We start from the raw sequence: 24994 nt of genomic DNA, 5'->3' as shown, positions 1-24994 counted from the left end.
AAAATGAAGCGGCCGGCTTTTCAGGACCACCGGATAAATGTTCCATCCACAGTTTTCCACATCCCGTTCCATGACAACAAAACCTTCCTCAATTATGTTACATTTGTCAGATAATCAGGAGGAGTTTTCATGGATAAATTCATTGTTTCAGCACGGAAATACAGGCCCCAGACCTTTGATACGGTTGTGGGCCAGGCGCATATCACCACTACATTAAAAAACGCCATCCGGCAGAACCAGCTGGCACATGCCTTCCTGTTTTGCGGTCCCCGAGGTGTTGGAAAGACCACCTGTGCGCGGATCCTTGCCAAAACCATCAATTGCGAACATTCGACCGCAGATGGGGAAGCCTGCAACGAATGTCCTTCCTGCATTTCATTTAACCAGGGCACTTCGCTCAATATTCATGAGCTGGATGCGGCCAGCAACAACTCGGTGGATGATATCCGCACCCTGGTAGACCAGGTACGCTTTGCGCCACAGGCCGGGCGTTACAAGGTGTATATCATCGATGAGGTCCATATGCTGAGCTCTTCGGCTTTTAACGCGTTCCTGAAAACACTGGAGGAACCGCCGCCTTATGCCATCTTTATCCTGGCTACAACGGAGAAACATAAAATACTTCCAACGATCCTCAGCCGTTGTCAGATCTTCGATTTCAAACGCATCACTACCGGCGATACGGTAGCGCACCTGGAGGCGATCTGCGAAAAAGAAGGTGTAAAGGCAGAACAGGCCGCCTTACAGACCATTGCGCAAAAAAGCGAGGGCTGTATGCGGGACGCTCTCAGCATTATGGATAAGATCGTAAGCTTTACCAATGGTGAGCTGAATTATACCAATACCCTGGAGCACCTGAACATTCTGGATGAAGACTACTATTTTAAGCTGCTGGAGGATATGCTGCAACAGGATCTTTCGGGTGCCATGCTCCTGTATGATGATATCAACCGGAAAGGCTTTGAAGGGGATCTTGTATTGAACGGGTTTGCGGCCTTTATCCGGAACCTGCTCGTAAGCAAAGATGAAAAAGTGGTGGCCCTGCTGGATACGGTAGAGAGCTTTAAGCAGAAATACCTGGAGGCGGCTCAAAAAACGCCGGTATCTTTCCTGATCAGTGCGCTGAATATCCTGAACGAATCGGAGGTCAATTACCGCGCTGCCCGGAACAAACGGCTACATGTAGAACTAACACTGATCAAACTGTGTTACCTGCAGCAAGCGATGGAACTGACGGCCGGCGATACCGGGCTGCTTAAAAAAAAAATAGCTGAAAAAGCCGTATCTGTTCCTTTTAAACGCATACAGCCGGTTTTGCTAAAACAACCGTCCGGTACTGCCCCGGATGACGTCGTTGCCCGGCATGAGCCGGAAGCCCGGGGCAGCAGGCTGATCATTGAAGAGCCGGCCCCCAGACCGGCAGCACCGCCACCACCTAAGGCAGCCACAGCAGCCAGGAAGATCGGCAGCCTGGAAAAACTAAGACAGCAATTTAAAGAAACGCATGTGGAGCTGGAAGACCACCCGCTCACGCAGGAAGCGCTGGAAGAAGCCTGGAGCGCCTTTATTGTTCTGCTAAAAGAAAGCAAGAATTCTGCTGCTCAAAGTTTTGACCTTGCCCAACTAAAAGTGCTGGATGGAAATTCCTTTTATGTGTATACGGCCAATGCGATCGAATACCGGTTTATAGAAACCAGCAAAACACAGGCTTCAGAATTCCTTCAAAAAAAACTGTCAAATTCACAGCTTCAGTTCTATATCATTAAACGGGAAAACAGGGAGGTAGCGGAGAGCAGCGAGCCCAGGCCGCTGACCGCTGTGCAGCAATACCAGAAGATGATCGAAAAATATCCCCTGGTAAAGGAGCTGAAAGAAAAGCTGAAGATGGAGCTGGACCGGTGAGGCTGCGTTTAATTTGAAAATTTGGGAATGTGGAAATAAAGATACCGTTCCTGCTCCGTGATCTGCCCTCCGATGGTAATAGATCGGTCAGATCTGGAAATAAGGAGGCCGTTACTGTTCGTTGATACTTACATCAAGCAAGAGACGGATCCGACCTGGAACCCGGACCAGAAACCTGAAACGCTGAACCGAACCCTCAAACCGGTCTCCTTAAACGTAAATAGTCAACGGCCCACTGACCATTGACTATTCACCATTAACTATTTAACCACTATTTCTTCTTCCGCTGATCCTGCACTTGCTTTTGCTGTTCCTGTATCTGCTCCAGCCGCTCCTGCCATTTGGATTTGGACTTGGGCTTTTTTCGGTTCTCCTGGATCCTTGTCAGGATCTTGTCATGATCAATAATATACGTCTGTATCACAAACTGCAGAGCCAGTGTAACGAGGTTGGACACGGTATAATACCAGGTAAGTGCCGATGGCAGCCGGTTAAAGATGAACAACAGGAACACCGGGAAAATGTACGGCATGTACTTCATCATCGGATTGCTTTGATCCGGCGACATGCTCATGCTGTAGATCGAGATCAGCAAACTGGTAATGGTGGCCGTAACGGTAAACAGGCTCAGGTGACTGCCCAGCAGCGGTATATGAATCCCGAATTTAATGGGGTCATCAAAGGCAGAGAGGTCACTGGCCCAAAGAAAATCTGCACCCCGCAGGTCTACACTGGCATTAAAGAAGCTATACAGGGCAAAGAAGATCGGGATCTGGAACAACGCCGGAATACAGCCTCCCAGCGGGTTTACACCCGCTTCCCGGAACAGCTTCATCTGCTCCATGCTCATTGCCTGCTGATCACCGCCGAATTTTTCTTTAAGGGTGGCGATCTCCGGGCGCAGCGCCTTCATCTTCGCACCACTCAAATAACTTTTATAGGTAAGCGGGGATATGAGCAACCGGATCACCAACGTCAGCAGTGCGATCACCAATCCAAAATTGCTCACAATGCTTTTAAAGAAATCAAATACGGGAACGATCACATATTGATTCAGCGGACGTACAAATGCGTACATTCCCTGGCCCAGGTTCACCAGCTTGCTGAACCCGTTGTCGTACTTTTTTAAAATATTGTAATCTGCCGGACCGTAGTAAATGCTCAACGGCACCGTGGCCGCATTGCCTGCCGGAACTTTCAGCTGCATATTGGCCGTGCTCTTTACCACTTCCTTGCTGGCATCGGGCGGAATGGTCCAGGAGATCTTTCCTCCGGTAAAATTATCTTTTGCCACCAGGAAGGTATTGAAGAAGCGCTGACGTACACCGATCCAGTTTACACTCTTTTCAAAGTTGACATGATCTTTTCTGCCAATGGTGTGGTAGTCGAAGTTGCCATTTTCCATATAGCCGACCTGTGTATTCTGCTTTTCAAATTCGATGTCGGACTCCTGCTGGGCCGCATCATACTGCCAGATCATGTTCATGGTACCTTGAGACAGCAGGCTGCCAGGCTGCGACAGGTTGATGTTGAAATCGATCTTATACTCGTTCGGATGAATGATAAACTGGTGGGTGACGGAACTGGTTGCGGAAGCGCTGTCGCCCTCCTTTAACTCAAATGTCACTACCTGGGAGCCATCAGGCCCCGGTGTTACACGACCATTGCTGAAATAGAGGTCTCCGGTTTGTGCGCTTTGATTGGCTGCGGTATTGATCGCGTAACTGATCTTGTTAAAATCTGTTGCCGCCAGCCGCACATGGTGGCTGTCCAGCGCATTTTTAAACTTCTTCAGCTCCACAAATTTTGGCTGTCCGCCTTTGTTGGTAAAGGCGATCCTGAACACTTCATTTTCCACAGTTACCAGCTGTTCCGTGCCTTTTGCAGCGTTCAGGAACATGCCGGCGCTGGTTGCCTGCCGCTGAGAGTCGGCCCGGAGCGAGTCGATCCGCATGGCTGCCGTATCCAGTTTTGGCTTTAACGCATTGGCGATGGAGTCCTTCCGGGCCTGTTGTTTCTGATGTTCTCCCTGCTGCAGGTTATTGTAATAAAAGTAGAAGAAAAACAGCACCGCCAAGAGTCCAAACCCAATGATCGTATTCCGGTCAAAATTCATTCGTTACGTTTATTTTTGAGCGGGCAAAGATAAGACAAAGCGGGGGATTTGCCTTTTAGGATTTCATTAAAAAAAAGTCGCCCGGAAACCGGGCGACCCATCTGCATTATATTTTTTAACTGCCTATAAATCAACATTTACCGTATCCGGTTTCTTTTCCGGGATGCTATTGGCCATAGCATGCTCCACGGCGGCTTCCACAAACTTTACAAAAATGGGATGCGGGTTTTCCACGGTGCTTTTCAGTTCGGGGTGAAACTGAACTCCTACAAAGAAGGGGTGCGACGGCAACTCGATCACTTCCACCAGGCCGCTTTCCGGGTTTTTGCCGCTGGCCACCATACCGGCCTGCTCAAAGGCATCCAGGTAGCGGTTATTGAATTCCCAGCGGTGGCGGTGCCGCTCCGTGATTTGCTGTGTTTCGTATATGGCAGCGGCCAGGCTTCCCTCTTTCAGCTCACAGGCATAAGAGCCCAGGCGCATGGTTCCACCCTTTTCTGTTATATTCTTCTGACTTTCCATAAGGTCGATGACCGGATCGGCGGCATTTTTATCCATTTCGGTGGAATTGGCTCCTTTGAGTCCCAGTACATTCCGGGCAAATTCGATGGCGGCCATCTGCATCCCCAGGCAGATCCCAAAGAAAGGCAGCCCGTTCTCGCGGGCATACTGCACTGCTGTTATTTTTCCTTCCACGCCCCTGAGCCCAAAACCGGGAGCCACCAGCAGCCCTTCCAATCCGCTTAGTTTTTCCCCTACATTCTCCGGCGTAATGTATTCGCTGTGCACGTTTACGATCTGCACCTGGCATTCGTTTACCGCACCGGAATGTACAAAGGCCTCCAGGATCGATTTATAGGCATCCTGCAGCTCCAGGTATTTGCCGATCAAACCGATCCGCACAACCGATTTAGGGTATTTTAATTTATCCAGGAAAGCGCGCCACCTTGCCAGTTCCGGCTCTTTATACGCAGTTACTCCCATGATCTTCAAAACAGTCAGATCCAGCTTCTCGCGCAGCATCGCCATGGGTACCTCGTAAATGGTAGACTGGTCTGCAGATTCGATCACCGCATCCTGACGCACATTACAGAACTGGGCTATTTTCCGGCGCAGCTCAGGTGTAAGTGGCTTTTCTGTCCGGCATACAATGATATCCGGGCGTACGCCCTCCTGGCTCAGCATCCGTACGCTGTGCTGGGTTGGTTTTGTTTTTAATTCCTTTGCGGCTTTCAGATAAGGGATCAGGGTCAGGTGAATGACCACGGTGTCTTCATCCGGCAGCTCCCATTGCAGCTGGCGGATGGCTTCTACAAACGGCAGGCTCTCAATATCACCAATGGTACCGCCGATCTCGGTGATCACCACATCATACTCACCGGTAGTGCCCAGTTCCATCATCCGGCGTTTGATCTCGTTGGTGATATGGGGTACCACCTGAACGGTTTTTCCAAGGTATGCACCCTCCCGCTCTTTATTGATCACCGTCTGATAAATACGGCCGGTGGTTACATTGTTTGCCTGGGAGGTAAAAATATTCAGGAAGCGTTCATAATGCCCCAGATCCAGATCTGTTTCCGCGCCATCCTCGGTCACATAACATTCCCCGTGCTCATAGGGATTCAACGTGCCCGGGTCAATATTGATATACGGGTCGAATTTTTGTATCGTAACCCTCAGCCCCCTCGCCTGTAGCAGTTTTGCCAGCGATGCTGCAATAATTCCCTTTCCCAAGGAGGAAGACACTCCACCGGTTACAAATACATACTTAGCCATAATGGTATATTAAATTCAATAAATTACTCCTTAACAAGAATCATTTTCACAAAAAACTCAACCTGTTTCAACAAAATCCAGCCTGCATTATCTCTGAAAAAATAAAATCAGCCCGTTATGACCCATAAAATCCAGTGAAAAACTTTGAAAGGTCATGCAAAGATAATAAATCATCCGAAAAACCCGTCTCCTTTGCCGGATTAATATTTCCTTCTGCGCTGGTCCCCTTTCTTTCCCGGGTCTCCTGAAAAGGATCCGGGAAAACGACTGCTCCGGCTATATAATGTAGACTATTCCGCAACGTCCCTGCAGGAGACATTGCGAGGAATGGTGCGGGATCAAAAATCAGTCTTTTGCGATCTTCTTATAGCTGGCGATCACTCCCCGGATCAGTGAAGAGCTGAATCCACGGTGCTCCATTTCATTCAGTCCTACAATGGTACAGCCTTTAGGTGTGGTTACCTTGTCGATCTCTTGCTCCGGGTGACTGCCGTTCTTGAGCAGCAGCTCCGCGGCGCCCTTTGCTGTTTGCGCAGCGATCAGGTTCGCTGTTTTGGCGTCAAATCCGATCTCGATACCTGCCTGTATATTGGCGCGGATATAGCGCAATGCAAAAGCTGTTCCACAGGCTCCCAGCACGGTAGCTGCATCCATCAGTTTTTCATCGATCAGCGCTACTTTGCCCAGGGTATTGAACATGTCCACCACATAAGCCGCCTGCTTTTCGGTAGCATGAACATAACTGATACAGGTAATGCTTTCCTGGATGGCGATGGCGGTATTGGGCATGGCCCGGAAAACCGGGATCTGCTTTTTAAGCATCTCCTGCAGATCGGCCAGCGAAACACCGGTGATCACCGATACTACCGTATGTTTTGCGGTCAGTTGTTTTTTGAGGCCCTCGATCACAGCAGCCACCTGGAACGGCTTTACAGCCAGGATCACCAGCTCGCACTGCTTTACCGCAGCCGCATTATCCGCACTTACTTTTACCCCCTTCTTCTCCAGCTCCTTTAAAGTAGAGGGATTGCGTTTTGTAATGGTGATGGCCTCGGGCTTACAGAATTTACTTTTGATCAGTCCTTCGGCAATGGCGGTACCCAGGTTGCCCCCACCTATGATTGCTATGTTCATTTTGCTTTTTTGTGACTTGAGATTTCAGATTTGATTTTATAGTCCGCCCATAGCTTCCGCTGCAGACTCCTTTGCCAGATATACTTCTATAGCTGTATCGTATTGATCTTTCCAGTAGCCGATCCCCCCCCAGTCTTCACCATTGACCACCACTGCGCCGGAGGTTACCGTTCCTATTTTTTCAAAAGGCACATCCGTCTCCTGTTCAAATGCGGCCGCTTTTTCCGCCGCAACGGTCACTACCACGCGGCTCTGCGCTTCGCCAAACAAGGCCGCATCCTTACGGAGCGCCGCATGGGTTTGCACATTAAAACCAAGATCCCGGTTAAAGCCGCTCTCCGCCAACGTTACAAACAATCCACCTTCACTTACATCATGCGCCGCAGAAATGGTTTTATTGCTGATCAGTTTTGCCAGTGCCTGCTGCAGGGCAAATTCTTCCTCCAGCTCAAAATAAGGAGCCGGCGAATGGGTAACGCCATGAACATGGTACAGGTACTCCGAGCTTCCCAGGTCATCCGGCTGTTTTCCCAGCAGGTAGATCGCATCCCCTTCCTGTTTAAAGTCGAGGGTCATTTTCTGATCAATATCCTCCAGCAGGCCCACCATACCGATGGTTGGCGTAGGATTTACAGGCCCATCGGGGTTCTGATTGTAAAAGCTAACGTTACCACCGGTAACCGGTGTATCAAACTTACGGCAGGCATCGCCCATCCCTTTGATGGCGTTTACAAACTGGTAATATACTTCAGGATCGTAAGGGTTGCCAAAGTTCAGACAGTTGGTCACTCCCAGCGGCAATGCCCCGCTGCAAACCAGGTTGCGGGCAGCCTCACTTACCGCGATCATCGCTCCCCTACAGGGATCTGCATATACATAGCGGCTGTTGCAATCCGTGGTAACACCCAATCCTTTCTTTGTTCCTTTAATGGTCACCACCGCAGCATCAGAAGGTGCATTAGTGGAGGTATTTACGGTTCCCACCATACTGTCGTACTGGTTATAGATCCAGCGTTTGGAAGCAATGGAGGGCAATGTTATGATCTGTTCGGCCACTGCTTTCAGATCAGCAGGTACCGCAATGGTGCCGCTGTCAAATGCATTCAATGCCTGCAGGTATGCCGGCTCCTTATATTCCCGGTCGTATTGCGGTGCACCGCCACCCAATACCAGCTCTTCAGCAGGTACCGAGGCTTCCAGCTGGCCATGCATATAAAAATCAAGCAACCCGTCATCGGTTACCTCGCCGATCACGGCCGCCGGCAGATCCCATTTTTCAAATACTGCAATAACTTCTGCTTCCCGGCCTTTCTGTGCCACCAGCAGCATCCGCTCCTGGCTTTCGCTCAGCAGGAGCTCCCATACTTTCATATCTTTCTGACGGGTAGGCACTTTTTCCAGGTCGATGCGCATGCCGACCCCGCCTTTGGCGCTCATCTCTGCTGTAGAACAGATGATCCCCGCAGCGCCCATATCCTGCATCCCCACTACCGCACCGGTCTGGATCACTTCCAGGCAGGCTTCCAGCAGCTTCTTCTCCTGGAACGGATCGCCTACCTGTACGGCGGGCAGTTCCTGCACACTCTCCGATGTAATATCCGCCGATGCAAAAGAAGCACCGCCGATGCCGTCCTTACCGGTAGCGCTGCCTACAAAGATCACAGGATTGCCGGTACCCTCCGCTGTTGCCGATACCGTTTCACCGGCCTTTACAATACCCACGCTCATGGCATTTACCAGCGGGTTGGTATGATAACAGGGATCAAAATAAATTTCACCACCTACGGTCGGTACCCCAAAACAGTTGCCGTAATGGCCGATGCCGTGTACCACACCGGCTAACAGGTGTTGGGTCTTTGCCTCGTTCAGCTTTCCAAAACGCAGTGAGTTCAACGCCGCAATGGGGCGTGCCCCCATGGTAAATATATCGCGGTGGATGCCTCCTACACCGGTTGCTGCTCCCTGGAAGGGCTCCAGCGCGGAAGGGTGATTGTGGGATTCGATCTTAAACACCACACCCAGCCCATCGCCAATATCCATTAACCCTGCATTTTCCTCGCCGGCGGCCACCAGCATGCGGCCACCATCGCGCGGAAGTGTTTTTAGCCATTTAATGGAATTCTTATAACTGCAATGCTCGCTCCACATGGCGGAAAAGGCGCATAATTCATTAAAATTGGGCGTACGGCCCAGTTTTTCTTTGATCAGTTCAAATTCTTCTTTTGTCAAACGCAGCTGCTCTGCGGTCTTTACCGTAATTTCCATTATATAATTATAGCTGATTTAAATTGTAGCATCTAAAAATCGCAGCGAAATTACAAAACTACCGTCATTCTAAAGGAGAAACCTTCCCCTGGTCAGATGGCAGGCTGCGGATTTGACATGGTCCGGAAGGTCCGGAACGCCGAAACACCGGACACAATTCAGTGTTCCTGCTGCCTGCGTTCGTTTAAAGTTCAATGTTAGAGAACCGGCTTGGGGCCAGATACCCGTTTCCGCATTCCGGTATTCCCACATTTTCAAATTTTCAAATCAACGGTATCCATGGCAAATTCTGCAATTATTGAATTATCATTGTACCTGTTAAGAATGGAAGTTTTTCTTTTTAGTATTTACCTGCTGCTGTTTTCCTGGTGCATCACGCAGATCCGTTTTTTCCGGAACAGCGGGCTCTCCCGGTTTCAGCTGGTGGCCCTTTTTCTTTTGAAGGTGGGCATGGGCATCGCCTATGGCTGGATCAACTGGTACTCGGATCTGGGCCCGGGGAAAACAGATACCTGGACGCTCCATGCCGAAAGCCTGAAAGAAACAAAGATCCTGCTTACCAGTCCCGTAAGTTACATCACCAGTTTTTTTTACAACCCGTACACCAACAGTTTTGGAAGCTTTTTTGCTTCCAGCGCGTCCTACTGGAACAACCTGAAAAACGAAAGCTATATCCGCATCGAATCGGTCTTTAACTGTTTCAGCTTTGGCAGCTATTTCATCAACATCATTTTTTATGTGTTCCTTACTTATTTTGGCGTGGTTGCCCTTTACCGGGTCATGCGCCGGCACCTTGAAGGAAACAGCCTGCTCCTGATCATTGCCTGTTTCCTGGCGCCTTCTTTCTTATACTGGACCAGCGGGCTTCATAAGGACGGACTTACCTTCCTGGCCCTGGGTACGGTGATCTATATTATTTATTTCCGGAAAACGGCGAGCAAACCCGTTGCAGGTTATCTGCTGCTGTCTGCGGCACTACTGCTGCTGTTTGTTCTCCGGAACCATGTGCTGCTGGTGCTCCTGCCCGCCCTGGTTTGCTGGATCCTGGCGCGGCGCTTCCCGTTGCACCGGGCAGGACTTTTTGCCGGCATCTATGGCCTGGCCATCCTTTTCTTCTTTACCGCCAAATACCTGCACCCGTCGCTGGATTTCCCGGCGATCGTTGCCAGCAAACAGGAAGCGTTTCTCCATATCGAAGGCGGCAGCTCCACCGTACCCGTGCACCGGCTGCGACCGGATATTACCGGTTTTGTACAACAGTTGCCCCAGTCTGCCGGCCTCGTGCTCTTCCGCCCTCTTGCATCTGATGTAAAAAAAGCCATCATCTTTCCCGCGTTCCTGGAGGTAGTGCTTGTCTGGATCTGCATATTGCTCTTCTTTCTCTTTCCCAAACGGAAACCTGCATTCCGTCCCTTCAGCCTGTTCTTGCTGGCATTCACTATGAGTGTGGCACTGATGATCGGATATACGGTCAACAACCTGGGCGCCATTGTCCGCTACCGGTCCATTCTTTTTCCCCTGTTGCTTCCCCCCGTTCTTATGGGGATCTGCTGGAAGCAACTGTTCAAAAAATAAATAATAAAATTTATTAATATTTTATTTTCAATACAAAAGCATCTTTTTATTAGGCATAAAACAAAAAAAGAATAGAAATTTATTTAAAAAATAGAAAAATTTTAGCATATAAACCATTTTTTCCTTTTATTTTTGCAAAAATTATTTTTCAATGTCATTAAGATTCAACGCAATTTCCGAGCTACATACCTACAATACGGATGTAGGCAAGATCACTCCAAAGATCACTGAGGTTTTTGGATCGCATGTGTTTAACTTAGCCACTGCAAGAAAGTTTTTAAGCGATGAGGCGTATAAAAGCCTGAAAGCGTCTATCAATGCCGGTCAGAAGATCGACCGCAATGTAGCCAGCCAGATCGCAACAGGTATGAGAGCGTGGGCAGAAACCAAGGGCGTTACGCACTATACCCACTGGTTTCAGCCTTTGACCGGAACCACTGCGGAAAAACATGATTCGTTTTTTACCCTTAAAGGTGATGGCACACCCATTGAAGAATTTGACAGCGCCGCCCTGATCCAACAGGAGCCGGATGCTTCCTCCTTCCCCAATGGCGGATTGAGGGCTACTTTTGAAGCAAGAGGTTATACGGCCTGGGATCCTTCTTCCCCTCCCTTTATCGTGGAGATCGGCTATGGCAGAACCCTGTGCATCCCTACCATTTTTATTTCCTATACCGGTGAATCACTGGATTATAAAGCACCCCTGCTGAAGTCCATCGAAGCCTTAAATAAAGCGGCAGTTGATGTTTGTAATTATTTCGACCGCAATGTTCAGAAAGTAACCGGCACCCTGGGCTGGGAACAGGAATATTTTGTGGTGGATGAGGGGTTGTTCAACGCACGTCCGGACCTGGTGATGACCGGTCGCACCGTTTATGGTCATAACTCTGCCAAGAACCAGCAGCTGGAAGACCATTATTTTGGAGCCATACCAGAACGTGTGTATGCCTTTATGCGCGATTTTGAAAATGAGTGCTACAAACTGGGCATTCCGCTGCGCACCCGTCACAATGAGGTAGCACCTGCACAGTTCGAGTGCGCACCGATCTACGAAGAGATCAACCTGGCGGTAGACCACAATACTTTGTTAATGGATACCATGAGCCGGATCGCACCCCGGCATGGGCTGAAGGTCCTGTTCCACGAAAAACCATTTGCCGGTATCAACGGAAGCGGTAAGCACAACAACTGGAGCCTTGCCACAGACACCGGCATCAACCTGCTGGCCCCGGGCAAGACCCCCAAGACCAATTTAATGTTCCTCACCTTCTTTGTGAATACCATTAAGGCGGTGCACGACTATGCAGATATCTTAAGGGCCTCTATTGCTTCTGCTCCCAACGACCACCGTTTGGGTGCCAATGAAGCGCCTCCCGCGATCATCTCCGTATTTATCGGGAAATACCTGTCGCGCGTGCTGGAAGAGGTAAAAGAGCGCGTTTCTGAAAAAATGGACGAGCAGGATGAGAGCATGCTGAAACTGGACATTCACAAAACCATCCCGGAATTGTTTATGGACAATACCGACCGGAACCGGACCTCTCCCTTTGCCTTTACCGGTAATAAATTCGAGTTCCGTGCCGTAGGTTCTACTGCAAACTGTGCCAACCCCATGACTGTATTGAATACCATCATGGCGCAAACCCTGAAACAGTTTAAAAAGGAAGTAGATACCCTGATCGAAAAAGGCGAGAAAAAAGAGATCGCCATCATGCAGGTGATCCGCGAATACATTGTGGCCAGCGAAAAAGTTCATTTCGAAGGCGACGGCTACAGCGAGGCATGGGAAAAAGAAGCGGAAAAAAGAGGGTTGCCCAACCTGAAAACAACCCCGCTGGCACTGGATGCTATGGTTACCGACAAGAACAAAAAACTGTTTGTAGACAACGGCATCTATTCCCTGTCTGAATTAGAAGCAAGACACGAGATCGAGCTGGAAAAATACATCAAGAAAGTACAGATCGAAGGCCGTATCATGGGCGAAATGGCTACCAGCGTTATCCTGCCGCCGTCGATCCGCTACCAGACGCTCCTGGCCAATAATATCCGCGGTCTGAAAGATGCGGGTCTTCCGGAGGAAGCTTACGCCAATCAGAAACAGATCCTGGATAAGATCTCTGAGCACATTAACAAGGCCAGCGACCTGGTTGAGCAAATGATCGAAGCACGTAAAATATGCAATGCGATCGAAGACACGCGTACCAAGGCCATCGCATATGAAAGCCAGGTAAAAGCAGCGTTCTTCGACCAGATCCGTTATCATGTAGATAAGCTGGAACTTTTGGTAGACGATAAAGAATGGTACCTGCCTAAATACAGGGAACTGCTGTTCATGCGATAATTTTTCCCCAACGGGAACAAAAAGGCTGGCGCTTGCCAGCCTTTTTTATGCAGGGAACCTAAGAGAATGCAATTTGATCTTTGTGAACCTCCGCGCACGTCGAGTAACCATTAAACCGCAAGGAGCAAGGGAACGCTAAGGAGCACGGTTATTCCGAAACAATCTTCCGCACCGCATTGTTATTCTTGTCCATCACATACACGGTCCCGTTCTTATCTGCCGTCACGCCAATGGGTGCCGAGAATTTTGCGTTGGTGCCGATCGCATCAGCATACCCGGAAACATCGCTTCCGGCAAAGGGATCTACCTCCCACGTATTGGCCCGGATCATTCGCACCGACTGATCGCCAACAGAGGGATCTCCATTCCAGGTACCATTGGTGCCTACATAAAGATTTCCACCCTCATCAATAGCCAGCCCCCAGGGATAGGCAAACATTGCTTTATCCCCTGCCCCGTTGGCATATCCCGCCACATTGGGGGTTCCTGCAATGACGGCAGAGGCCCAGCTGCCGGCGGTAAATTTCCGGATCACCTGCTCTCCGCTGATAGCCGCATACAGGTTTCCGCTCTCATCTACGGCAATACCCGCGGGGTACGACAATCCTTCTGCAACTTTGGTGCTGGAGCCACCGGCTACCGGAATGCTATAGATACTCCCTGCATCCGTGCAGGTATAATAAAGAATCCCCGTGACTTTATTTACCGCGATCCCCCAGGGACTGCCGGGCGCAAATCCCAGCGTGGTGGCTGTTCCGTCCGGGCTGATCTTCCGGATATCCCAGTTGCCGGGGTCCACACAATAAACATTATCATCCGCATCGATCGCCAGGCCGTAAGGCAGGCTGAACCGGGCTTCGGCGCCTTTTCCGTCTGCATAACCCGATACACCGGGGGCGCCCGCAAAGAGCGTCACATTTCCTTCGGGGTCGATCTTCCGGATGCAATGATTACCCGGATCGGCAACATAAATGTTCAGGTCTTTATCCACAACGATCCCCATACTCCGGTACCAGTTATTTACGGGATCCGAAAAGTGAAACTGCGCATCGGTACCCTTGCCGTTATAATAACCGGGCACCCCCCCTCCGGCAAAAGTGGTTACGGTGCGCATAAACTGATACGTAAAGAGATCCGCACTGGTGGCAGTTTGTCCGCCGATGGTGACCGTCAGCGGGCCGGAGCCGGTTTTTTTCGGAACCAGGGCCATGATCTGGCGGGCATTGGCGCCGATGATCTTCAGCGGTTTTCCGTTGATCGATACGGATATCTCAGAAGTATCCCCTGAGAAATTTTTTCCGTTGATAAGGATCTCCGTTCTGCCTGCTCCCCGCGTGGGTGTAAAACTTTCAATGGCGGGCGCGCCGGAGGTCTCCACGTCACCGGAATCTTTTTTACAGGCCACCAGCAAAACAACCGTCAGCAGACATCCCGATAGGATGGAAAAGAAAAGTCTTTTTTGCATTGTATATTTATTTAAAGCAATCATCAATTGGTTTGAAGTCCATTACCAGCCGGGGTTCTGCACCATTCCGCTGGTTTTATCCAGGTCATCCTGGTAGATCGGGAACAGGTACATCCGGTTGGCCCAGAACCGGGTCTCCAAAAGATTCCGGTCGTAAAAGCCGGCAAATCCGAAGCCCTGGTTATTGTCGTTAGCGTTCACATTCATCCGGTAAATATTGAGCACTTTAGGATCGTTCATCATCAGGCGGCGAACCAGGGTCAGATAACGGTCGCCTTCAAAACAAAGCTCAATCTGCCGTTCGCGGAGGATGGCCTTCCGCATCTCATCCTTATCGGCTACTACCGCGGGATATACCGTCTCCAGCCCCGGGAGGCCCGCCCGGATCCTTATGGCGTTTAAGTACTGAAGAATATCCGGGTTGCCGGGATCGATTTCATTCAGCGCTTCCACATAGTCCAGCAGGATCTCCGCATAACGGATGTGGATAAACGGGCGATAAGCCGCCTGATCGTTCCGGATATTGGTAGCCGGGCTCACCGATTTCTGTACATTATAGCCGGTAATATCCCTGCTGTTTACTGCCACGGAGCCGGATTTTCCGGAGTAGTAAAACTCAGTCCGGCCCCGGCCATCTTTGTTCTGATCCGAAGAAAAAAAGTTCCGGTCGTCCATGGTCGGGGCAGACAATACCGGCTTTCCGTTATAGGAAACCGCTGCATAAAAACGGGCTTCCCGGTTTACATACATATTGCTGTTGCCCTTTATGTAGCCCCGGTTGATGCCATCTTTTGCCAGTCCCCATTGCGCCGGGTCATCCTGCTGTGCAAAACCCTCTTCCACATAGCCCGAACCGGGATCGTCGATGGTACGGCCGTTCCGCATATAAAACGCATCTACGATGTTCTGGGTGGCATTCTGCATATTGATGCCGCCCGGGCCCGGCGCACAGCGCTTTTCATGCGCCCAGTACCAATAGGCGCCTGCAAGATTGGAGGAGAAGATAATTTCCTTGTTCCAGTTGGAGATGAACACATTCCGGTAAGATATCAGGGGATCAAATACCGCATCGCCATCATCGGTATTTACATAAAGCTTGTACGCATTCAGATCAATGACCGCCTTTGCTGCATCCGCTGCGATCTTCCACTTATTGGCATCATAAACCTGGGGTGCCAGCACCGTGCCATCGGCATTCTTAAAGCCGTTGAACGCGGTATTGCCATTCCACAGCGGGCTTGCAGCCAGCAATGCAACCTGCGCTTTTACCGCCAGGCAGGTTCCCTTTGTAGGTCTTCCGTAATCAGAAGACCGGTCCCATGTCCGGGGCAGCCCGGCCGCAGCCTCGTCCATTAACCGGCCGATCTCTGCCACACAGGAATCGAAAGGCGCACGGGTATACTGGCTAAAGTCCTCATTCAACCCGAGGGTGTTCCGGAGCAATACAAAGGGGCCATACTGCCGCAGGACGTTCCAGTAGAACCAGCCCCTTAAAAAACGGGCCTCGCTTTTGTATTGCACCTTCAGCTCCGCTCCCATTTCCCCGGGTGGCACTTTATCAATATTCTGTTCAAAAACGAGCGACTGCCGGATGCCTTCATAATAAATGGGCCAGTGGTACCAGTAGTCGCTTTGCGGGCTCCAGTTGCCCGTGATCATTTTGCGCACCGGTACTCCGGCAATACTGCAGGAAGTTTCGTCACTGGCCCCCAGCCCCTTATAATCATCGGTAGTGACCTGTATATGGCTGTATACCTGGTTCAGATAGGACTCCGCCGTAGACCGCTTTTGCCAAACGATCTCGGAGGTAAGCAGGTTATCCGGCTTCTTGTCGAGGTACTTTGAACAACTGCTGAAGAAAAGCGCCGCGCAGCAGAGAGAAAGACTGTATGTAAAAACTTTATGCATCTTAAAATTAAATTAGTAGTGATTTAAAACTGGGCCCTGATCCCGAATGTGTACATCTTTGTAATGGGGTATTTAGCGCCATTGGATCCTAGCTCCGGATCCCATAATTTAAATTTGGAAAAGGTCAGCAGGTTTTGACCAGACAGGTAGACATACAGGGAATTGAAGCCATAGCGCTTCATTTTTTCGGAAGCGATATTGTACCCCATTGAGGCCTGCTTCAACCGCAGATAAGAGCCATCCTTCAACCACCGGGAGCTGTTCATATAATTGTTATCCGTTACTCCGGCCACGGTAAGGCGCGGGTAATAAGCGTCCTGCCGGGGATCTTCCGCCGTCCAGCGATCTTTTACAATGCTCATTGCGTTATTGGGATACTGACCCAGCCCGGAGAAGGGGATCACTCCTACCCCATCCACGCCGGCACCATTGCCGCGGATCTCCGTTCCATTGGCCATAATGCCTACATCGGCAATACCCTGGAACAGTGCAGACAGGTCAAAATTGTGATAGCTGACGGTAAAACCTGTTCCATAAAGCCATTTCGGGAACCAGGACTTTCCCAGGAAGGTCCAGTCGCCCGCATTGATCACCTTATCGTCATTCAGGTCTGCATAACGCACATCCCCAGGCGCCACTACACCAAACTGCTGCACCGGCCGGCTGCTGATATCATCCGGATCGATAAACAATCCATCTGCTATATACCCGGTAAACTCGCCAAACATGTGGCCTGTGGCTCGCTGGTAGGCATATTGCCGTGCCGGCTCGTCCCGGAACTTTATTTTATTAACGGCATAGGTAACATTGCCAAAGATGCGCAGTCCTACCTTGCCCACCTGGTCATTATATTCAATATTTCCATCAATGCCTGCGTTACGCCCCTCACCCAGGTTGGCAAATATTTGTGTGTTGCCGGTATTGTATCCCGCAATTGAAGATACCGTTCCTCTTTGTACGAGGATATTTTTCCGGTTGTCCACAAAATAGTCGGCCGTAATGTTCAGTTTTCTAAACAGCCCGATCTCGATGCCCAGATTGGTCTTATAAGAGCGCTCCCAGGTCAGGTTCTCCACCCCGATGATCTTTTCGGTGATGCCGCCTGCCCATCCGCCATTCAGCCCAAAGCCGGTTGCACCACCCTCTCCCAATTGGGTCAGGTAGGGAAAGCGGGAACCCAGTATATTATCATTGCCTACGATGCCATAAGATGCCCGGAATTTTAAAAGCGAAATGGCATCGCTCAGTCCTTCAAAGAATTTTTCTTTTGAAACCACCCAACCCGCAGAAACGGAAGGGAAAAAGCCGAATTTCTTTCTTTTTTCAAAATTCTCCGAACCGGTATAACCGGCATTCAATTCCAGCAGGTACCGGTCCAGGTAACCATAGTTGATCCTCCCGGCCAGGCTCTGGTTGCGGTAAGGAATGGAACCGATCACATCGCCGGCCGTACTTACAAGCCGGTTGCGCATATTGAACAATACCATAGCGCCGATACGGTGTGCTCCAAAGTGCCGGTCGTAGTTCAGGTTCCCTTCCAGGTACATGGTGCGCTCACCGGTTGCCGATCGCTCGTAACCCAGGAATTGCTGACCGATGCGGTTCTGTACATATACCAGTTCCCCGTTATCATCCCTGCCCGTTGCCAGGTACAGGTCATTGAGGCCCTTACGCCGGTTGTCAAACTCCCCGTAGCTGTCGAAAGAAAAACGGCCATAGGCCGAAAGCCCTTTGGTAATGGCATCCAGCTTTTGTGTAAGCGTGAAAACCGATTGTACGGTAGGCCGGAACTCGGTGGAATACCCGTTGTTCTGCACTTCGTTGAGCGGGTTGCTGCCGCCGTTACTGGTAGGGCCGGCCCATTTCCCGTCCGGGTACCGGGTAGGAAAGGCAACGGGCGTAGTGGCATAGGTCTGGTACCACAGAGCGCCTGCAGAAATGCCGGGATACCGCGCATTCACCAGCATAGCACCCAGGTTCATCTGCAATATGGTAGAGGGGGTAAGGTTTACATCCAGGTTGGTCCGGAAGTCGTACCGCTTAAATGAAAGATTGGGATTAAAATCATTAAGCTTTTGCACCTTGTAAGGCCCCACCTGGTTATAAAAAGAACCGGATACAAAATACCTTACGGTTTCACCGCCACCGGATACATTCAGGTTTACATTGGTGAGCGAAGCATATTTTTTATACACTGCGTCCATCCAGCTCACATTGGGATACAGGTAGGGATCCAGTCCACTGGCCGTTTTGTCGATCCGATCCTGGCTGTAAAACACATCCAGCCCCATATTGGTGCGGGCTTCGTTGTAAAGCTCCATATAGCTGATACCATCCAGCATCTCCGGCCGCCTGGTAAAACCCGTAAGGCCCGTTTCTGCTTTCAGCGAGATCCTGGGCTTGCCGGCCACCCCTCTTTTGGTAGTAATGATCAGCACCCCGTTGGCACCTTTGGCACCATACATCGCTGTGGATGATGCATCTTTCAGCAGCGTAATACTGGCTACATCTTCCGGATCGATATTATTAAACGCTCCACCGTAAGTACTGTTTACATCATCGCGCTGCACTCCATCCACAATGATCAGCGGGGAAGTATTACCCGTAAAGCTCCCCACCCCCCTGATCGTAAAGGTCGAATTATCATAGCCCGGCTCCCCGCTCGACTGTACGGAAATGATCCCGGCTACTTTCCCAGCCAGCGCGTTGGTAAGATTGGGAACAGGCGTGCGCATATCGTCCATGTTCACCGAAGCCACGGAGCCCGTAACCGTGATCTTTGTTTGTTTTCCATAACCTACCACCACCACATCTTTCATCGCATCGGTCTTTACTGTAAGCGTCACCTTCATTATGCCTTTATTGGGCACGATCACTTCCTGGGGTGTCATGCCCACCATGGACACATCCAGCACATCCCCGGGCCGGGCATCAATAGTAAAAATGCCCATTTCATTGGTAACAACCCCTCTGCCTTCTACTCCCCGGGGCATTACCGATGCGCCAGCCATGGGTGCCCCGTCTGCATCCATCACCGTACCCTTCACCCATGTACTGTCGTTATCACGGCGAACGGTCTTTGCCGGCTTTTCGATGATCTTTTCAGGCTCTTTCTTTTTTTCGCTCAGCAGGATCTTCTGTCCCCGCACCTGGTAAGAGACATCCCGGTTCCGGAACAGATCGTCCAGCACCTTCTCCAGCCGGGCGTTCTGTACATTCAGGCTCACTTTTTCCCGGTCATTCAATACCTGGTTACTGTAAAAGAACACAAACCCTGTTTGTTTTTTTATCGACCGGAATAGCTGGTAGAGGGAGCCGTTCTGCTGCCGGATGGTAACCGTCGACTGCAGGGTTCCTTTTTGCGCATGAATACCGGCACCGATATGGAAGCAGCCATAACAGCATAGCAGCAATCTCAGAAAAGACATCCGGACAAAGCGATCTTTAATACATTTTTTACCCATAAAATAGTTTATCTCGATTTAAGAAAAGAGGTGGACAAGCATTCCTCTTTGTTTAATACAACAAGCCAGGCGAACCGGGTGAAGGAAAGAAAATAAAATTTTATTCGCTACAAATTATTTACTGCTGCGCTCCTTTGCTGATGCGGTTATCGACGATGCGCGGCTTACCATCAATATCCGTAAGCCCGTGGATTGACGCATCGATCACAACGCCCGCATTCCGTGCCGGCGAACCGGCCTGCAGATGCAGATCCGGTACCGTAAGATCCAGCAGCAGCGGATCCACCCCATAAACAGACTGCGCATCACTGCCACTGGCGGCTTTCCAGTCATCCATAGTTTTCAGCGAAGCACCATCAACGCTGTTCCAGATCCACTGCGGCGTTCCACGGGTGTAATACAGGTTATTGTCGATTATATTACCCGCTCCCGTGGTTGTGTACTTATGAATGAACACATCTTCCGGCCCGGCATAAATGATATTATTGCGGATCACATTATTAAAACAACGCTCCGTAAGCCGGATCTCGCCTTCGATCTCACCAAAGGCGCCCGTGGTCCTGTTGTTCCGGTAAAGGGTATTGTTCACCACATAGCTGTCATAAGTGCCCGCTGTGGTAAAGTTCAGGTAGTCGCCCATATAAATGCCTGTACGCCAGTTGTCGTACACAAAATTATTCCGGACGATCACATTTTTGGTCGGGTAGGCATTGTTTTCGCTCACCAGCCCAATGCCCCGGTCGCAGTTGTACACGCGGTTCCGCTCCACAACCGTGTTTGTTCCGCCGCATATATAAATTGCGATGGCGCCATAGTTGTTAATACCCCATATATCGGTGCTATTTGCCATACTTACGTTGTACAGCTCGTTATCGCTGACCACACCATTGCGGGCAAAATTGGTCGCCGTGCTTCCTCCGGGGTTCAGCCCGCCTCCATCCGCTATAATGATGCCGATATTTTCCGTATCGTATACTTTATTGTGTGTGATCTTAAATCCGTCTACATTACCTGCCAGGGTAATATTCTCGCTGGTGCCGGTTTGCGTATTGTGCACCGTACAACCCATAATTTCGACACCAGTGATGGGCTGGGTTCCGTTACCCACCACCAGGATGGCGTGACCGCTGCGCCCATTTTCCAGTGTAGCCGTATTCTTTATATTATAGATATTGCAATGCTGAATGGTGATCTGACGGGCATTTCCATTGACAACGATCCCTTCCGGGTCCGCACCTTTGACCGGAGTGGTCAGGTTGCGGATATCAAAGCCATCCAGAACGATGTATTGCACATTGGTCATTGTTACCAGGGCTTCCCATCCGGTTACGCTGATCCTGCTGCCATCGATAACCGGCCGTTCGCCCTCAAATGCCTTTAGTACGATCGGCTTTCCCGGTATCCCAGAACGCGTAAAGCTGATCTTTTCATAATACACCCCCGCCCGCACCAGAATCGTATCTCCCGCCATTGCCTTTGCCAGCGCATTGTTGATGCTTTGCCAAGGTGCTTTCAAACTTCCGCCGGCAGCATCATTGCCGTTCGTGGCAACATAATAGGTATGCCCCAGCGGTTCTTTTGTTTTTACTATATCCTGGTAAGCAGGCTTACCGCAGGCTGTCCAAACGATCGTCAGCAGGATCAATAACAATCCGCTCGTTTTTTTTACTCGTTGCATTTTGTAAGATTCATATGGAAGACATATCGCTCCTACCAGGCAACAACTTTTTTAAAAACCGGGTGAATTTTTCAAATACAATTTTAAAATTTCAGATGACAAGATCCAAAAACACCTCCTAATAAATATGCAATGTGTGCCCAGAATAATGATATTTGATCCCAAGCGTTGTCTTAAGATCTTCCAGTAGTTCGGGGAGGTTATTCTTATCCATCAGGCCCGATACCGTTTTGTTGGCAAGCGCGGGACTGTCCGTTGTAATGGCAACACCGTAAGACCGCTCCATCATCGTTACCAGGTCATGAAAGGGCAGGTTATGAAAATAATAGACCCCTTTTACCCAGGCCACAATATCATCCGTATCGACTTCTTCGATCTTAAATCCCCCCGAAGTGTTGTATATGGCCGCATAACCGGGCTGCAGCGGCTGGTCTGCTCCACCAGGAACACCGGTAAGCACTTTTCCTTCTATCAGTGCCGTAGAAACGGTTCCGGTTTTATAGGTATTCACATTGAACTCGGTACCCACCACTTCGATCTCTGTGAGCGGCGTGCGTACTATGAACGGATGCCGGCTGTCCTTTGCCACTTTGAAATAGGCCTCTCCTTCAAGATATACATCGCGGGTATGACTGCCAAAGCGGAAAGGGAAGCGGAGCTTTGAGTCTGCATTCAGGGTAACCACGGTCCCGTCTGACAAAGTGAGCGTATAGGTCTCCCCCCTGGGAATGGACAGCAGGTTGGAGGCCGTGTCGGAAGAGCTGAAATCCAGGCCGCTGGAATCCAGGTTCAGGGTGGTATGGCCCAAGGTCAGCTGTTCGTTCGAGCGGTTCAGGTCAATCGATTCACCGGAGGCCAACCGGAGATGGATGGATCCTTTATTTTCCCGGATCCGCGCGGCGATAGCCCCTGTATCGGTGATCTTCCGTTCTTTAAACAGGAAATAACCGGCAAAAACAAGTGCCAGGACCGCTGCCGCCACCGCGATCATGCGCCCTATCCGAAGCGGAGCCTTGTTGTTAGCCAGTTGTATTTTTTCTTTTAGCCGGCGAAGTTCCGCTTCGGGATCCAGCCGGTCCAGGAACTGCTGCATCTCCGGTGTTTGCCCCTCCCGCTCCAATTGCTCCCATATCTTTCGTACAGATCCGTCCGTACGGAGTTGCTGACGGAGCAGGACTGCGTCTTCGGGACTAATGGTCCCCGTCAGGCTTTCCAGATAAAGCACAAATATCTTATCGTAATCAAGAGTCATTTTCAATAAATACAACAAAAACCCAAACCGGGTTAATTATTTTTTACCGTTCATCCCTAATCTTAATGTTTTTAACGCGCTTTTTAGATGTGTTTTCAGCGAGTTCACACCAATGCCCAGTTCCCGGGCGGCCTCACTGTATTTCTTATCCTTAAAGTAAACCATATTGAGGGCCGCCTTTTTCTGTCCTTTCATATCAGAAAGCAAGGCTTCGAGCCGGTCCTGGTAATCCGGAAGATCACCAGTATCTTGTTGTCCCTGCATCTGATCGCCATAATACCGGCTGAACTGCTCCACCCGGGCATCCTTTACCTTGCTACTTTTGATACTATTCAAACAGCGGTTCTTCACGGCCAAAAAAAGATAACCCTTTACATCTTTATGAAAATGTTCGTATATCTTTTTCTCCCATATATCCAGGAACAATGTCTGCACAAGGTCCTTGGCCTCGCTTTCATTCCTTAAAAAGAAAAAAGCATTCGCGCACAGAACCTTAAAATATTTCAGGTACAATTCATCAAATGCAGCAATGTCATTCTCCTTTAATCTCAATACCAATAAAGTGTCCTGCTGCTGCGACATAAAGCACACTGGTTTAAATAAACGAACAGGAAGACCTTCTCCGGAAACCTTTATCTTCATACAGCATCATTCCCGTTGCCCAAACATCCACATGTTGTTTCAGGGCAGAAGGGAGCCGCTCTACAATCTGTTCTCTCCAAATATAATACAAGATTTTCTGAAAATATCCGGTCCTTTCGTGCAATCGTTTTCACACCGTTCAACTGCGGTATAAAGCCGGGGGTATCCCTGGGATACCCGGGTTTTGGTATTTATGCAAATAAATGCATCAAGGGAAATATGATGGGGAAAATTTTCCGGAACCGTCGACGGGGTGGGCAGACCCGCCGAAAAACACCAGCTTAGTGCTGCTTTCCAGACACAAAGTAATCCTATCTGCGACTTCCAAAAAATACCCACTTCAGGGTATTTTTGATCCTCCGGCCGCTTTTACAAGCAATACGCTGGTAAGGAAGCAAAGAAAATTTCAAAATCCTGCTTGTCCTGTTCCGACAGGTTCAGGGGGCTCGCCAACAGTGTGTCCCTGTTTACCGGGCTCCGTCCGGGTCATCATAATAATCGATCACCTGCCGGAGAACCGATCGTCGCAGGTTCGCCTTCCCCCAAGGTCTTCCGCAGGGGACCTTAGGGAATGATCCATATTATATAGCCGGGGAGGGTATTTTTCCGAACAACCGCTTATCAGGTAATATCGTGGCTATACCGCCGGTTCTACAATTTTACATGCGTTTGCCAGGGCGCACCCTACCGTCAACAATCCGGGACGCTTTTTTTACTATGTTTGCCGGTAAGGATCCGCCGGTCATGCCTGTGCTGAATGTCCTGCACCGGCATCCGGCGTTTTCGGGTTAACAACATTTTCTCATCCACTACCGCAATAGAAATGTCTTCAGAGCAGCTACTTAAACAAATCGAATTTATAAAGGAGATCGACAAGGTTAAGTATATCGTCAGAAAAACAAAGTTATTCAATAGCAACAGGAACGAGAACGATGCAGAGCACAGCTGGCACTTAGCGTTGATGGCCGTTGTTTTAGCAGAACATGCAAATGCGCCTATCGATCTTCTGAAAGTCGTTAAAATGCTTTTGATACACGATATTGTCGAAATTGATGCCGGCGATACATTCATCTACGACACCCAAAAAGATCATTCCAATACAACGGAAGAACGGCTGGCCGCGCAACGGATCTTTGGAATCTTGCCCCAGCAGCAGGCAGAAGACCTGGTGGCTCTTTGGGAAGAATTTGAAGCCGGGGAAACGGAGGAGGCCAAATTTGCAAGGGCCATGGACCGGCTGGAGCCCTTGCTTCAGAACGCCTCCAACCACGGGGGCACCTGGAAGGAATACGGGGTGGACTACCATAAAGTGTATGAGAAGAAAAAGATCATCCAAAAAGGATCTGATGCCCTGTGGCATTTTGCAGAGCACCTGATCAATGACAGCGTGGAAAAAGGGTTTTTAAAAAAGAACTGATCCGCTTTACCGCCATTGAGCAACAAGTGCCGCAAACAACGGTATTTACCGGACTTTTA

Annotated in this window: 14 protein-coding genes; 4 read left to right on the top strand and 10 right to left on the bottom strand. The window is 49.9% G+C overall.

Going from position 1 to position 24994, the window contains the following annotated elements; genetic code table 11:
- Positions 1-129 precede the first annotated feature (129 nt).
- Positions 130-1902, top strand: coding sequence for a DNA polymerase III subunit gamma/tau (dnaX, locus tag B160_RS0126595; protein WP_018631020.1), 1773 nt, complete (start codon positions 130-132; stop codon positions 1900-1902).
- Positions 1903-2173: 271 nt separating this feature from the next.
- On the opposite strand, the gene yidC is transcribed toward dnaX, so the two are convergent.
- The 4 genes from yidC to purL form a co-directional block, all read right to left on the bottom strand.
- Positions 2174-4018 carry a membrane protein insertase YidC gene (gene yidC, locus B160_RS0126590; protein WP_018631018.1) on the bottom strand — a complete coding sequence of 615 codons (1845 nt, stop codon included), beginning with the start codon at positions 4016-4018 and terminating at the stop codon, positions 2174-2176.
- Positions 4019-4141: 123 nt separating this feature from the next.
- Positions 4142-5794, bottom strand: a complete 1653-nt coding sequence (locus B160_RS0126580; protein WP_018631016.1) for a CTP synthase — start codon at positions 5792-5794, stop codon at positions 4142-4144.
- A 345-nt stretch (positions 5795-6139) separates the two neighbouring features.
- On the bottom strand, positions 6140-6928 hold the full coding sequence (gene proC, locus B160_RS0126570; RefSeq protein ID WP_018631014.1) for a pyrroline-5-carboxylate reductase: 789 nt from the start codon (positions 6926-6928) through the stop codon (positions 6140-6142).
- 36 nt (positions 6929-6964) lie between these two features.
- Positions 6965-9193, bottom strand: coding sequence for a phosphoribosylformylglycinamidine synthase subunit PurL (purL, locus tag B160_RS0126565; RefSeq protein ID WP_018631013.1), 2229 nt, complete (start codon positions 9191-9193; stop codon positions 6965-6967).
- A gap of 279 nt (positions 9194-9472) precedes the next feature.
- On the opposite strand from purL, the gene B160_RS0126555 reads away from it, so the two are divergent.
- Positions 9473-10768 carry a hypothetical protein gene (locus B160_RS0126555; RefSeq protein WP_018631011.1) on the top strand — a complete coding sequence of 432 codons (1296 nt, stop codon included), beginning with the start codon at positions 9473-9475 and terminating at the stop codon, positions 10766-10768.
- A gap of 151 nt (positions 10769-10919) precedes the next feature.
- On the top strand, positions 10920-13109 hold the full coding sequence (locus B160_RS0126545; protein ID WP_018631009.1) for a glutamine synthetase III family protein: 2190 nt from the start codon (positions 10920-10922) through the stop codon (positions 13107-13109).
- A gap of 148 nt (positions 13110-13257) precedes the next feature.
- Here B160_RS0126545 and B160_RS0126540 read toward each other — a convergent pair whose 3' ends face one another.
- The 6 genes from B160_RS0126540 to B160_RS0126510 form a co-directional block, all read right to left on the bottom strand.
- Entirely contained in the window at positions 13258-14574 is a 1317-nt protein-coding gene (locus B160_RS0126540; RefSeq protein WP_157558247.1) for an IPT/TIG domain-containing protein, read from the bottom strand.
- A gap of 42 nt (positions 14575-14616) precedes the next feature.
- Positions 14617-16482, bottom strand: coding sequence for a RagB/SusD family nutrient uptake outer membrane protein (locus B160_RS0126535; protein WP_018631007.1), 1866 nt, complete (start codon positions 16480-16482; stop codon positions 14617-14619).
- Between the two features lie 23 nt (positions 16483-16505).
- Positions 16506-19910: a TonB-dependent receptor gene (locus tag B160_RS0126530; protein ID WP_211218115.1), complete on the bottom strand. Its 3405-nt coding sequence runs from the start codon at positions 19908-19910 to the stop codon at positions 16506-16508.
- Positions 19911-20064: 154 nt separating this feature from the next.
- Positions 20065-21624 carry a right-handed parallel beta-helix repeat-containing protein gene (locus B160_RS0126525; protein WP_018631005.1) on the bottom strand — a complete coding sequence of 520 codons (1560 nt, stop codon included), beginning with the start codon at positions 21622-21624 and terminating at the stop codon, positions 20065-20067.
- Between the two features lie 118 nt (positions 21625-21742).
- Positions 21743-22876, bottom strand: a complete 1134-nt coding sequence (locus B160_RS30940; protein ID WP_018631003.1) for a FecR family protein — start codon at positions 22874-22876, stop codon at positions 21743-21745.
- Between the two features lie 36 nt (positions 22877-22912).
- Positions 22913-23458: a sigma-70 family RNA polymerase sigma factor gene (locus B160_RS0126510; protein ID WP_018631002.1), complete on the bottom strand. Its 546-nt coding sequence runs from the start codon at positions 23456-23458 to the stop codon at positions 22913-22915.
- Positions 23459-24341: 883 nt separating this feature from the next.
- Between B160_RS0126510 and B160_RS0126495 the strand changes: the two genes are divergently transcribed.
- Positions 24342-24935, top strand: a complete 594-nt coding sequence (locus tag B160_RS0126495; protein WP_018631000.1) for an HD domain-containing protein — start codon at positions 24342-24344, stop codon at positions 24933-24935.
- Positions 24936-24994 lie beyond the last annotated feature (59 nt).

It is taken from the genome of Niabella aurantiaca DSM 17617 (assembly GCF_000374125.1).
Lineage (GTDB): Bacteria > Bacteroidota > Bacteroidia > Chitinophagales > Chitinophagaceae > Niabella > Niabella aurantiaca.
This window is presented reverse-complemented; position numbering and strand designations above follow the sequence as displayed.